At 65.9% G+C, this 11,672-nt stretch carries 13 protein-coding genes; 5 read left to right on the forward strand and 8 right to left on the reverse strand.

The window, feature by feature from the left end; all coding sequences use genetic code 11:
* Positions 1-149: 149 nt before the first annotated feature.
* The 3 genes from AC5P9L_RS02155 to grxD all read right to left on the reverse strand — a co-directional run bounded on the left by AC5P9L_RS02155 (position 150) and on the right by grxD (position 4,724).
* Positions 150-3,398 carry a TonB-dependent receptor gene (locus AC5P9L_RS02155; RefSeq protein WP_080101792.1) on the reverse strand — a complete coding sequence of 1,083 codons (3,249 nt, stop codon included), beginning with the start codon at positions 3,396-3,398 and terminating at the stop codon, positions 150-152.
* 232 nt (positions 3,399-3,630) lie between these two features.
* Entirely contained in the window at positions 3,631-4,407 is a 777-nt protein-coding gene (locus AC5P9L_RS02160) for an SDR family NAD(P)-dependent oxidoreductase (RefSeq protein WP_005412811.1), read from the reverse strand.
* Positions 4,404-4,724, reverse strand: coding sequence for a Grx4 family monothiol glutaredoxin (gene grxD, locus AC5P9L_RS02165; protein ID WP_005408852.1), 321 nt, complete (start codon positions 4,722-4,724; stop codon positions 4,404-4,406). Before grxD ends, AC5P9L_RS02160 begins: the two co-directional genes overlap by 4 nt.
* Before the next feature lie 121 nt (positions 4,725-4,845).
* On the opposite strand from grxD, the gene AC5P9L_RS02170 reads away from it, so the two are divergent.
* Entirely contained in the window at positions 4,846-5,424 is a 579-nt protein-coding gene (locus AC5P9L_RS02170) for a superoxide dismutase (RefSeq protein WP_032966020.1), read from the forward strand.
* 116 nt (positions 5,425-5,540) lie between these two features.
* Here AC5P9L_RS02170 and AC5P9L_RS02175 read toward each other — a convergent pair whose 3' ends face one another.
* The 3 genes from AC5P9L_RS02175 to purE form a co-directional block, all read right to left on the reverse strand.
* Positions 5,541-5,882, reverse strand: coding sequence for a carboxymuconolactone decarboxylase family protein (locus AC5P9L_RS02175; RefSeq protein WP_005408850.1), 342 nt, complete (start codon positions 5,880-5,882; stop codon positions 5,541-5,543).
* Between the two features lie 111 nt (positions 5,883-5,993).
* Positions 5,994-7,142: a 5-(carboxyamino)imidazole ribonucleotide synthase gene (locus tag AC5P9L_RS02180; protein WP_005408849.1), complete on the reverse strand. Its 1,149-nt coding sequence runs from the start codon at positions 7,140-7,142 to the stop codon at positions 5,994-5,996.
* Positions 7,139-7,642, reverse strand: a complete 504-nt coding sequence (gene purE, locus AC5P9L_RS02185; RefSeq protein WP_005412808.1) for a 5-(carboxyamino)imidazole ribonucleotide mutase — start codon at positions 7,640-7,642, stop codon at positions 7,139-7,141. The genes AC5P9L_RS02180 and purE overlap by 4 nt, the downstream gene beginning before the upstream one ends.
* A 58-nt stretch (positions 7,643-7,700) precedes the next feature.
* Here purE and AC5P9L_RS02190 point away from each other — a divergent pair, with 58 nt between their 5' ends.
* From AC5P9L_RS02190 to AC5P9L_RS02205, 4 genes are all read left to right on the forward strand, one after another.
* Positions 7,701-7,970, forward strand: a complete 270-nt coding sequence (locus tag AC5P9L_RS02190) for a Trm112 family protein (RefSeq protein WP_005408847.1) — start codon at positions 7,701-7,703, stop codon at positions 7,968-7,970.
* Positions 7,967-8,818 (forward strand): carboxylating nicotinate-nucleotide diphosphorylase, encoded by an 852-nt coding sequence (nadC, locus tag AC5P9L_RS02195; RefSeq protein WP_005408846.1) that lies wholly within the window; start codon positions 7,967-7,969, stop codon positions 8,816-8,818. The genes AC5P9L_RS02190 and nadC overlap by 4 nt, the downstream gene beginning before the upstream one ends.
* A 114-nt stretch (positions 8,819-8,932) precedes the next feature.
* The gene (locus AC5P9L_RS02200; protein ID WP_012479671.1) at positions 8,933-9,934 is read left to right on the forward strand and encodes a DUF2272 domain-containing protein; all 1,002 of its coding nucleotides are present in this window, start codon (positions 8,933-8,935) and stop codon (positions 9,932-9,934) included.
* Between the two features lie 67 nt (positions 9,935-10,001).
* Entirely contained in the window at positions 10,002-10,352 is a 351-nt protein-coding gene (locus AC5P9L_RS02205; RefSeq protein ID WP_005408844.1) for a DUF3301 domain-containing protein, read from the forward strand.
* A gap of 46 nt (positions 10,353-10,398) precedes the next feature.
* On the opposite strand, the gene AC5P9L_RS02210 is transcribed toward AC5P9L_RS02205, so the two are convergent.
* Together AC5P9L_RS02210 and AC5P9L_RS02215 are read right to left on the reverse strand one after the other, a co-directional pair.
* Positions 10,399-10,851, reverse strand: coding sequence for a ClpXP protease specificity-enhancing factor (locus AC5P9L_RS02210; protein WP_005412806.1), 453 nt, complete (start codon positions 10,849-10,851; stop codon positions 10,399-10,401).
* Between the two features lie 84 nt (positions 10,852-10,935).
* A complete protein-coding gene (locus AC5P9L_RS02215; RefSeq protein ID WP_005408842.1) occupies positions 10,936-11,571 on the reverse strand; it encodes a glutathione S-transferase N-terminal domain-containing protein in 636 nt (211 codons plus the stop codon).
* Positions 11,572-11,672: the final 101 nt, after the last annotated feature.

Consider the following 11,672-nt stretch of genomic DNA (forward strand, 5'->3'; position numbering starts at 1 on the left):
GCCTTTCCGGGACCGCATCGGCGGCGTTGGCACCGCGCACATTTCTGGATGCTACGCCGATGCAGAGTGGCCTGCAAGGACTTTCGCCTGAACGGAAAACGGCCGGGTTTCCCCGGCCGTTTCCGTTTACATCATCAAGCTCTGACGGATCAGAACTTGTACTTCACAGTCAGCTGCATGGACCAACGCGACACGGCAGTGTTGCCCTTGTCATTGTTGTTTTCCTGGATCGAGGAATCATCCGCACCGGTGAACGAGTACACATACTTCCCGGTGGCCGGATCGATACCTGCGAAGTTGCCCACGCGGCGGGTTGCATAGAAGCCGTAGTCGTCAATGAGGCCCCACTTCTTGTTCAGCAGGTTGCCGACATTCATGATGTCCAGGGCGACTTCACCCTTGTGACCCTTCACGAAGCCTGGGAATTCCTGGCTGATACGAACGTCGAAGCTGTTGACCCACTTGGCGCGGTGCGAGTTGGCCGGGACCACGCTGCCACGGTAGGCCTCGAGTTCCGGGTTCTGCGCCAGCCAATCGAAGAACTTCTTCTCCATCGTTGCGCCGCCAGTGAACAGCACGTCGCCCACACCCTTCGGCACGTAGAACAGATCGTTGCCGATGGCGCTGTCGCCGTTGGCATCGTTGTAGAACACGTAGCTGTACGGACGGCCCGAGCGACCTTCGTAGAAGAGGCCGATACGGGTAGCGTTGTCACCGAAGAAGTTGTGCTTCCACTCCAGGGTGCCGGTGATACGGTCCTTGATTGCATAGCGCGAGTTGTACGCGATGTTCTCGTTGGCGTTCAGGATCTGGGTGTTGTTCCAGTTCGAGGTGTTCTGCGAGCTGGTCAGCGGGCTAACTTCCTTCGACTGGGTGTAGGTGTAACCCAGCGACCAGCCCCAGTTCTCGGTCAGCGGCTTGGCCAGCGAGAAGGTAGCCTGGCTGCCACGACCCTTGTCGGTGTTGCGCAGCAACATCACGTCACCGATGTTGTTCGGACGGTTGGCGCGGTTCAGCGCGCCGTTGGTGCCGTTCTCCATGCCCAGGTTGTCGCCGGAACGGCTGTCGATCTTGCTGTTGGCCTGATTCAGACCTGCCGGGTTCCAGTACAGCTCACGACCGTCCTGCGCCGAAACGAAGGTCGCACCCTTGCCCTTGCCGTCCGTCAGGTCCAGACGTTCGAAGTACAGACCATCCTTGACCTTGGTGAACAGCACTTCAGCCGACGCCACGATGCCGTACCACGGCAGCTCATGGTCGAACGCCAGGTTGGCCTTCCACACCGACGGCAGGCGGGTGCCCGGAGCGATAATGTCCACGTTCTGGCGAGCAATGATCTTCGACGGATCCGGAATGAACGGATTGTCGGCATCAGCACTGAAACCACCCGGGTTGCCACTGACGTTGTACTCGACGTAGTTCAGACCGGTGTTCTGGTAGGCACCTGCCAGCCACACGTTCGGTGCTGCACCGCCGAACAAGCCAACGCCACCGCGCAGCTGGGTCGGACGATCGCTGTCGAAGGTGTAGTTGAAGCCAACACGCGGCTGGAACAGGCTCTTGTCCACCAGTTTGGTGTTGTCGTAGCCGTAGCGCGACTGGATGTCGGTGTTGTACTTGTTCTGGCTGGTGAAGTCCGGGATATCAAGACGGACACCAAACATCAGGCTCAGGTTGTAGTTGATCGCCCAGGTATCCTGGATGAACAGGCCAGTGTTCTTCAGATGGAACTTGGCCGGAATATCATCCAAGCTGCCACCCGGACGCGGCACGCGCAGCTGGTAGCCGTTGGCGGTACCCTTCAGGAACGACGCCAAGTCGCGGAAGTCGTACGCGCCGTACAGATTACGGCCGTAGAAGTTCATCAGGTTATTGTCGGTGTAATCGAAACCGAACTTGACGGTGTGGTCACCGATGTACCAGGTACCGGCACCGAAGGCGCTAAGTTCCTTCGACTCGACCAGATTGGTGTGAGTGTTCTGCTCGGTGCCCAGGTACAGCGAGTTGTTGCCGAAGCGCACGCGCATCTGCGGCAGGTGCGAAGCCGCGACACGATTGGACGAGTAGTCCTTGTGCGAAACCTTGAACTCGGTCGAGAAGTTCTCGGACCAGTCACTGAACAGTTCACCCATCCAGGTTTCGTACTGGGTCGGCTGGGTGTACCAGAAGTCACTCAGCGACAGCGCGCTGCTGCTGACCTGCGGGAAGCGGACGACGTCCTGCTTCATCTTGTTGTAGCGCAGGGCCGCACGGTGGTTCTCGTTGATGTTCCAGTCGAGCTTGACGGCGTACTCTTCGATCGTCGTCTTGTTGTTCAGACCGTCAACGCCGCCGACCGGATAGCCCAGATCACTCATGCGCTTCTGGACTGCCGAGATGTCGGCGTCACTGATGCCGCCCTTGGACGGATCCTTGTTGTACGGGCTGTCACTCAGGCTCACGCCGCCGCCGCTACGCTCGTACTTTTCATAGTTGGTGAAGAAGAACAGCTTGTCCTTGAGGATCGGACCGCCGAACGTCATGCCGTAGGTCTTCTCGTCCTTGAAACCATTGAAGTCCGACTTGTCACCTTCCAGGCGCGAACGGACCATGTCCTTGTCGCGGTACGAGCCGTACACGGTGCCGTGGAACTCATTGGTACCCGACTTGGTCACGGCGTTGATCACCGCACCGGTACCGCCGGCGATGGTGGTGTCGTAGTTGGCCAGGTCGATGTTGATTTCCTGGATGGCATCCATCGACACCGGCTGACGCTCGGTCGGCAGGTTGTTGGAGCCCAGGCCGAACGGATCGGAGGCGCTGATGCCGTCGATGCGGATGGCGTTGTAGCGGGTGTTCTGGCCACCGGCCGAGATCGCGCCGTCAGCCTTGCTGACCTGCGAGATGCGCGGGTCCAGGCGGATGTAGTCCTGGATGTTGCGGTTGGCCGACGGCAGCGCGTCCATCGTTTCGCGCGTCACGTTGCTGCCGGTGCCCATCTTGTTGGCGCTGAACAGGTCCAGGCCGCCGGCGGTCGCAACAACGTTCACCGCGTCCAGGTTGGTCGCAGCCAGGTCACCGCCCAGGTTGGCGTTGACGGTGTTGACCTGGTTCAGGTTCAGGTAGACACCCTCTTCGGTCTTGGTGCCTTCACCGGACTTGGTGATGGTGATGGTGTACGGACCACCCACGCGCAGGCCGCGCGCGTTGTATCGACCCGACGCATCGGTGGTGGCACGCGAAACGGTGCCCGACTCGGTGTGGGTGATGGTGACTTCAGCGCCGGCGACAGGCTGGCCTGCGGCGGACATCACCTGGCCGCCGACACCGGCAGAGGTGCTCTGGGCGAAGGCGGGAGCGGCGGCGAGCGCAGCCACGAGACCAAGGGTGAGCTTGGACATCCGGAGTGGGTGGGTCATTTTTCGGTAGCCTCGATGCGAGTTGGCGATGGCGGAAAAAAAGCGCATCCAAACAGCCCTGCGGGTGGCTGGTCGGAGATTTATCTGGGGTTCCCTACCGCTTGGCTGAAGGCAGCCACAACGGTTAACACTAGATTAACACGCTACGCCATCAATGTGACGGTTGTGCGACAAACGGCACCGGATCGCAACGCAATCGTGACGGGATCTTCACTCCGCCTTTCCCCCGGCCTCATTCCGGCAGGGGCGCCTCACTGGCGTCGAGAATCCGGCCCCGCCAGGCAAGCCCAGCGCTGGACAGCAGGGTCACGGCCGCCGCAGCGGCGGCCTCCGGGCCCCGGGCGGCCGGGTCCTGGTCGACGGAATAGGCCCTGGCGCGCAGCGCCGTGCGCAGGGGGCCCGGATACAGGCCGCTGACCCGCACCGGGCTGCGGCCGAGTTCGTCATGCAGGCTGGTGATCAGCCCGCGCAGGCCATGCTGGGCCACACCGTATCCCCCCCAATAGGCCTGCCCCACCCGTTCGGAGGCATCGACCGCAAACACCAGGGCCGCGTCCTCGCGCTGCCGCAGCAGCGGCAGACAGGCCTGGGCCAGCCACGCCGGGGCAGTGAGCGTGACATGCACCGCACGGGCGAAACTGGCCGGGTCGGCCAGTTCGAACGGGGTCAATCCGGGGAAATGGGCGGCACAGACCAGCACTCCATCCAGGCGCCCCAGCTCGCGCTGCAGGGCCTGGGCCAGTTCGGCATAGTCGTCGGGGCCCGCACCCTCCAGATCCAGCGGATACAGCAGCGGTTCCGGGCCGACGGCCTGGACCTGGGCGTAGACACGGTCCAGGCGGCGCGGCTTGCGGCCCAGCAGGACCACGGTGGCCCCGGCGGCGGCGGCGGCAACGGCCGCCGCACTGCCCAGCCCACCGCCGGCGCCGGCAACCAGCACCACGCGATCCTGCAACGGGCGGCCATCGAGCGCCCCGTTGGTCGGTGACGTCGATGGCCAGGCACTCATCCCTGGGTCGCCTCTTCGACGATGCGCTTGAGCTCGCCGGCTTCAAACAGTTCCAGGACGATGTCGCAGCCGCCGATCAGCTCTCCATTGATGAACAGCTGCGGGAAGGTCGGCAGGTTGGAGAACCGCGGCAGGTTGGCGCGGATCTCGGGTTCTTCCAGCACGTTGACGGTGCGCAGGGTGACCGCGCCGGCTGCCATCAACGCCTGTACGGCGCGGCTGGAGAAACCGCACATCGGGTATTGCGGGGTACCCTTCATGAACAGCACGAGCGGGTAACGATCGACCTCGGCCTGGATTTGCTGCATTACCGCCACAACCTCACTCCTTGCTTCGCCGGACAAACCGACCGCGGTGGTCGGCTAGACTGCCCACGGTAGCCGCCATTGTAAGCGGATGGAACCGGCTGCCGCCGCCCCTCTGGCCACGAACCTGTCCATGCCTGTCGAATTGCCTGCCCTGCCCTACCTTTCCGGCTCCCTGCAGCCGCACCTGTCCGCACAGACCCTGGAGCTGCACCACGGCCGCCACCATCGCGCCTACGTGGATGCGGTCAATGCCGGCATCCTCGGCACCGAGTGGGAAGACGCGTCACTGGAAGAGATCGTCCGCCAGGCCCAGGGCAAGCTGTTCGATGCGGCCGCCCAGGCGTGGAACCACGGCTTCTACTGGCAGTGCCTGCGACCGCGTGGCGGTGGCGAACCGCAGGGTCGCCTGGGCGAGCTGGTGAAGCGCCAGTTCGGCGACGTGCAGCGCCTGCGCGAGGAATTCAACCGCACCGCGCTGGGCCTGTTCGGCTCCGGCTGGGTGTGGCTGGTGCAGCATCCGGGCGGACAGCTGGGCATCCAGGCGACCCGCAATGCCGGCACGCCGCTGACGGGTGAAAGCACGCCGCTGCTGTGCTGCGATGTCTGGGAGCACGCCTACTACACCGACTACCAGAATGATCGCGCGCGCTATCTGGACGCGTTCTGGCAGATGGTCAACTGGGAATTCGCTGAGAGCCAGCTACGCTGAGGCAGCGGCACCGCCCCGGGGTGGTGCCGGCCGCTGGCCGGCATCCCCCCATCGGTGTACAGAGATGGCGAATCTGCCGGCCAGCGGCCGGCACTACCGGAAAGCAGAGCGTGGCTTCACGCGTTCTCGTGCGCGGCCACCGCATCCATCACCCGCGCCGAGTACACCAGCGCCGCACCGGCATTGAGCGACACCGCCACACCCAGCGCCTCGGCGATTTCCTCGCGGTTGGCACCGTGCTTCAGCGCGGCATCCACGTGCACGGTGATGCAACCGTCGCAGCGGGTAGTGACCGCCACCGCCAACGCGATCAGCTCGCGGGTCTTCGCATCGAGGTGGTTGGTCTGGGCACCGGCATTGGCCAGCGTGGCGTAACCCTTCACCGTATCCGGCGAGAGCTTGCCGATCTCGCCGATACGGCCCTTCAGTTCCTTGCGGTAGGCATTCCAGTCGAGCATGGGGTGACTCCTGTGAGAGGAGCTCCACGCTACCACCGGGAATGTTGCGCCGATGCCTGCACCGGCGCTTCACAGCGTTGCACTGCCGGCCAGCGGCCGGCACTACCGGGCTCAGCGATTGCGCAGCGCGTGCACCGCCGGCGCCACCTGGGCCTGGCGATCCAGCTCCAGGCCGACCTGCTCCAGCGCATCGGCCAACGCGGCAGCATCGTCATCGCGCAACGTGGCGTGGCCGACCTTGCGGCCTTCGCGCGGCTCCTTGCCATAGTCGTGCCAATGGCCGCTGGCCTGGCCCAGCACCGGTGCCGGGTCCGGCATCGCGCCCAGCCAGTTCAGCATGCAGGCGTGGCCGAGCATGCGGGTGCTGCCCAGCGGCAGGCCCAGCACGGCACGCAGATGGTTCTCGAACTGCGAGGTCTCGCTGCCCTCGATGGTCCAGTGGCCGGAGTTGTGTACGCGCGGCGCCATCTCGTTGGCCAACAGCTCGCCATCGCGACAGAACAGCTCCAGCGCGAACACGCCGACGTACTGCAGGTGCTCGGCGACACGGCGGGCATAGCCGATCGCGGCCTGCTGCTCGGCATCGGACAGCACAGCCGGTGCCACGCTGGCCGACAGCACGCCGTCGACATGCCAGTTGCCGGTGACCGGCCAGGCTTCGAAGCTGCCATCGCGGCCACGCACGGCGACCACGCTGACCTCGCGCTGGAACGCCACGAAGCCTTCCAGGATCAGGCCGGTACGCTCGACCTGCGCGCCCAGTGCATCCCACGCGGCGTCGATGTCGGCCTCGCTGCGCAGGCGGAACTGGCCCTTTCCGTCATAACCAAGGCGGCGGGTCTTGAGGATGCACGGCAGGCCGAACTCAGCCGCCTTCGCAGCCAGCTCGTCACGGCTGCGGATATCAGCGAAGGCCGGCAGCGGGATGCCCAACTGCTGGAACAGGGTCTTCTCGCTCAATCGGTCCTGGGCCACCGCCAGCGCGGCCGGCGGCGGATAGACCGGCACGCGGTCGGCCAGGAACTGCGCGCTGTCTGCGGGCACGTTCTCGAAATCGAAAGTGACCACATCGACCTTGGCGGCGAAGTCCGCCAGCGCGTGGCGGTCATCGAAGGCACCGACGGTGAGCGGCGCCAGCGGGCCACTGCAGGCGTCGGCCGCCGGGTCGTACAGCTGGAAGCGCAGTCCCAGCGGCGCACCGGCCAGGACCATCATGCGGGCGAGCTGGCCGCCGCCCAGGATGCCGACGGTCAGGCTCATTGGCGCGGATCGTCGTGGGCCATCACGTCTTCGGTCTGGCGTGCACGGAAGGCGTCGAGCGCCTGGCCGATCGCCGGCTGGTCGCTGGCCAGCATCGCAGCAGCGAACAGCGCCGCGTTGGACGCGCCGGCATTGCCGATGGCGAAGGTGGCGACCGGGATGCCGGCCGGCATCTGCACGATCGACAGCAGCGAATCCATGCCGTTGAGGGCCTTGGACTGCACCGGCACGCCCAGCACCGGCACGGCGGTCTTGGCGGCGATCATGCCCGGAAGGTGGGCGGCCCCGCCGGCACCGGCGATGATCGCGCGCAGGCCACGCGGGCCCGCCTGCTCGGCGTAACTGAACAACACATCCGGCGTCCGATGCGCGGACACCACCTTCACTTCGAACGGAACACCCAGGGCTTCAAGCTTCTGGGCGGCGTGCTGCATGGTTTCCCAGTCGGAACGGGAACCCATGACGATGCCGACAAGCGGCGCGATCGGGTTGGGGGTCATTGGCCGTCACCTGCCTTAAAGACGTATTCTAGCCATCTTCCACGCAAGACGAAGAACCATGGATCGCAAGCTGCTCGACCTGCTGGTGTCGCCGGACACCCGCCAGCCCCTGTCCCTGCTGGATGGCAAGGGCCTGGAAGCCCTCAACAAGGCCATTTCCGCCGGCGCGGTGAACAAGGCCGATGGCAACCCGCTGGCGCAGCCGCTGCGCGAAGCCCTGGTCACCCGCGACCGCAAGCAGGTGTTCCGCGTTGACGACGGCATCCCGGTGCTGCTGGCCGAGGAAGCCATCCCGACCGCCCAGATCGCCGACTTCCCGGCCGCATGAGCGCGCTGCCGACGCCGGATGCGGCCGTTGTCGCCGCCGATGTCGCGCGGGCGCTGGCCGAGGACCTGGGCAGCGGCGACGTCACCGCCGCCCTGCTGCCCGACCAGGCCGACAGCGCTTACCTGCTGTGCAAGCAGGACGGGGTGATTGCCGGCCGCCCGTGGTTCGACGCCACCCACCGCGCACTCGACCCGGACGTGCGCATCGAATGGCGTGTCTCCGAAGGTGACGCGGTCACCGCAGGCACCGTGCTGGCCCTGCTGCACGGGCGCAGCCGCAGCCTGGTCAGCGCCGAACGCACCTCGCTGAACTTCCTGCAGACGCTGTCTGGCACCGCCACCACCACTGCCCGCTACGTGGCGGCGGTGGCCGGTACCGGCACGCGCATCCTCGACACGCGCAAGACTCTGCCTGGCCTGCGCCTGGCGCAGAAGTACGCAGTGCGCTGTGGCGGCGGCGACAACCACCGCTTCGGCCTCTATGACACGGTGATGCTGAAGGAAAACCACATCCGTGCCGCCGGTTCGCTGGCCGCGGCGGTGGCCGCCGCGCGCCGGCAATGGCCCGCGCTGCCGCTGGTGGTCGAGGTCGAGGACCTGGCCCAGCTGCGCCAGGCGCTGGAAGCCGGTTGCGAGCGCATCCTGCTGGATGACTTCAGCCCCGACCTGCGCCGCGAGGCAGTGCGCATCACGGCCGGCCGCATTCCGCTGGAAGTGTCCGGCAGCGTGGGCCTGGGCGGCCTGCGTTCGATCGCCGAGGACGGCGTTGACTGCATCTCCATCGGTGGACTGACCAAGCACGTGCAGGCCATCGATCTGTCGCTGAAGCTGGGCCCGCCGCCGGGTTGAGGCCTGGCGTGGGGGCCGATCCGTTGTCCATGGGAAAAGGGATCTGACCCCGTTCTCACACCCGGCGTTCACGACAGCGCTGCGACGCTGAGGTATCCCCCACAGGAGCCGCGCATGCGCCGGATGCTCTTGCCTGCCTGCCTGCTGCTGGCCGCGGCACCATTGTCCGCAGCGGCCGCCGAGGCCTGCGATGTTCCGCCCCGCTTCGGCCTGAGTCCGTTGGCGGTGGCCATCCGCAACACCGCCTGCAATGAGCACCGGCTCTGGTACCGGCCCTTCATCGATCGTGAAGGCCGTGCCGCCAGCCTCAGCGTCACCGAAGCCGAAAGCGATCACTTGGCAGACAATGGCCTGATCGCCTGGCAGCGCGTGGCCGGCTACTGGCGCAACAGCGGCACACTCAATGCCATGGGCAGCATCGCGGGCGCCAGCAGCTGCCTGGCGCCGTTGGGCACGCGCTACACCGACAGCGACTGCCGCGCCTTCCTGATCGACAACCCGTGGTCGGCCGCGTTCATTTCCTGGGTGATGGTGCAGTCCGGCGTTCCTGGCTTCAATACGTCGCCACGCCACATCGACTACATCCGTGCCGCCTACCAGGGCGGCCCCTCGGGCGTGCCGTACCGGCTGGTCGACCCGGCCACGGCCAAACCCGCACCGGGCGACCTGCTGTGCTTCCTGCGCGACCGCAGCACCACGCTCAGCTACAGCGGGCTGGTGCAGGCACTGGGCAATGGCTCGGTGGGCCACTGGAAATCGCATTGCGAAGTGGTGGTGGCGGCCAACCTCGGCGGCGACCAGACCCTGTACCTGGTCGGTGGCAACGTGATGAACACCGTAGCGATGCGGTTGCTGCAGCTGGATCGTACGGGGCTGATCAAGCTGCCTCCGGCACGCGAACGCAACAGCACCGGCATCGACCCCGGCTGCACACCAGGTCGCGAGGACGAATGCAGCTTCAACCGGCAGGACTGGGCAGCGCTGCTGCAGCTGACTGCAACCTCACCGCTGGTGATGCCCTCGCCCACTGCGACGCCGATGCAGCCCACTCCGGCACCGCAACCGGTCATCGTGCCCACGCAGCCGATGTCCAGCGAACCGCAGCCGCGGCGGTGAGTGCAGCGCTTGATCCCGCGCGCGTTCGCCGCCATCTTTGCGGGATCGACCCCTGACGGCTGACGCCATGCCAACCCTGCTGCTGTTGCTGATTGCCGGCGGAATCATCTATTTCTTCTGGAACGCGGCGCGTTCGGCCGCCGAGCGCGCGGTCGAACTGGGGCGCAATGCCTGCCGTGCTGCCGACGTGCAATGGCTGGATCAGGCGGTGCACGCCACCGGCCTGCGCCTGTCGCGCGGCGAAGATGGCCGGCTCGGCTTCGAACGTACCTTCAAGTTCGAGTATTCCTACGACGGCATCGATCGCCACGTGGGCCGCATGGTGCTGCGCGGCGACCAGCTGATCTCATTCACTGGTCCGGGCGCGGCGCGGATCAGCCAGATCCGCGCGGATGTGGACGATGCCGAGGATGTGTAAGGGCTGAAGGCGTGCCGACCAACGGTCGGCACCCACCGTTACCTGGTTACTTGACCACGCGCAGGTTCGGGCGCCCCTTCGGCGGCGGGCTGGCCGGCGGCGTATCGTCCGGCGGCGTGCCTTCCTCGTGCAGCAGCTCATCGCTGGTCGGAGCGGTCTCGTTGCCCGGGATGTCATCCGGTAGCGCCATGCCCTGCCCGGTCTCGCGGGCGTAGACGGCCAGCACGGCGCTGATCGGCACCTGCACCGGGTAGCTGGTACCGGAGAAGCGCGCCGAGAAGCTCACCATCTCGTTGTCGATCATCAGCCGCACGACAGCACGTTCGGCGATGTTGAGCACGACCCGGCCATCCTTGACCGCCGAAGGCGGGACCTGCACGCCGGGAACGCCGGCGTCGACCAGGATGTGCGGGGTCAGCTGGTTGTCGTTGATCCATTCCACCAGCGCCCGCAGCAGGTACGGGCGGTGGCTGGTCATGTGGAAGAAGTCTTCGGTCATGCGTGAAGTGTACGCGCCCGGCGCCCCGCCGGGGCGGATCACCTGCACGCCGGTCGGCGTGCAGACGGGTAACGCAGGCCCGGATCAGACCGGCAGATCGCGCAGCTTCTTTTCCTGATCGGTCAGGCTGCGGACGAAACCGGGGTGGCGGAAGATGCGGTTGCCGTAGTCCTCGATCGCCTTGCCGTCCTTCGGCAGCGGTACGTCCAGCGACTGCAGGCGCCAGATGATCGGCGCCATCGCGCAGTCGGCCAGGCTCATTTCCGGGTTGAGGAAGAACTTGCTGGCCTTGAACAGCGGCAGCGAGGCGGTCAGCAGCTCCTTCAGGCGCTTGCGGCCAGCCTCGGCCTGGGTCTTGTTGCCGAGCTGGATGGCCTGCACCTGTGGCACCCAGTCGTGCTCGATGCGCAGCATCGCCAGGCGGATGCGCGCACGCGAGAGCGGATCGACCGGCATCAGCGGCGGATGCGGATAACGTTCGTCCAGGTACTCGCTGACCACTGATGCGGCGTACAGCACCAGCTCGCGTTCGACCAGGGTCGGCACCGAGTGATACGGATTGAGGTCGATCAGGTCTTCAGGCGGGTTCTGTGGATCGACCGGAACGAAGTCGAAGGTCACACCCTTGGCCGCCAGGACCAGGCGTACACGGTGGCACAGTACATCGTCGTTCGAGGAAAACAGCGTCAGTGTATTGCGCATGCGTACGCTCGCCGCCATCAAAGGCTCTCCCACGACAGGAGACCGCCTGCCGCATCGGCGCCGCCGGCACCGTGCCGGCGGTCGACTCCTCCCCGAGTGTGCAACCGACCATCACAAAA

The organism is Stenotrophomonas sp. YJH_SMC_64 (assembly GCF_059371375.1).

Bases quoted from the DNA above. Each gene is read 5' to 3' on its own strand.
- AC5P9L_RS02155 (WP_080101792.1), bottom strand. From the start codon at position 3,398: ATGACCCACCCACTCCGGATGTCCAAGCTCACCCTTGGTCTCGTGGCT.
- AC5P9L_RS02160 (WP_005412811.1), bottom strand. From the start codon at position 4,407: ATGAGTGCCTGGCCATCGACGTCACCGACCAACGGGGCGCTCGATGGC.
- AC5P9L_RS02170 (WP_032966020.1), top strand. From the start codon at position 4,846: ATGCCTGTCGAATTGCCTGCCCTGCCCTACCTTTCCGGCTCCCTGCAG.
- AC5P9L_RS02175 (WP_005408850.1), bottom strand. From the start codon at position 5,882: ATGCTCGACTGGAATGCCTACCGCAAGGAACTGAAGGGCCGTATCGGC.
- AC5P9L_RS02180 (WP_005408849.1), bottom strand. From the start codon at position 7,142: ATGAGCCTGACCGTCGGCATCCTGGGCGGCGGCCAGCTCGCCCGCATG.
- purE (WP_005412808.1), bottom strand. From the start codon at position 7,642: ATGACCCCCAACCCGATCGCGCCGCTTGTCGGCATCGTCATGGGTTCC.
- AC5P9L_RS02190 (WP_005408847.1), top strand. From the start codon at position 7,701: ATGGATCGCAAGCTGCTCGACCTGCTGGTGTCGCCGGACACCCGCCAG.
- nadC (WP_005408846.1), top strand. From the start codon at position 7,967: ATGAGCGCGCTGCCGACGCCGGATGCGGCCGTTGTCGCCGCCGATGTC.
- AC5P9L_RS02200 (WP_012479671.1), top strand. From the start codon at position 8,933: ATGCGCCGGATGCTCTTGCCTGCCTGCCTGCTGCTGGCCGCGGCACCA.
- AC5P9L_RS02205 (WP_005408844.1), top strand. From the start codon at position 10,002: ATGCCAACCCTGCTGCTGTTGCTGATTGCCGGCGGAATCATCTATTTC.
- AC5P9L_RS02210 (WP_005412806.1), bottom strand. From the start codon at position 10,851: ATGACCGAAGACTTCTTCCACATGACCAGCCACCGCCCGTACCTGCTG.
- AC5P9L_RS02215 (WP_005408842.1), bottom strand. From the start codon at position 11,571: ATGGCGGCGAGCGTACGCATGCGCAATACACTGACGCTGTTTTCCTCG.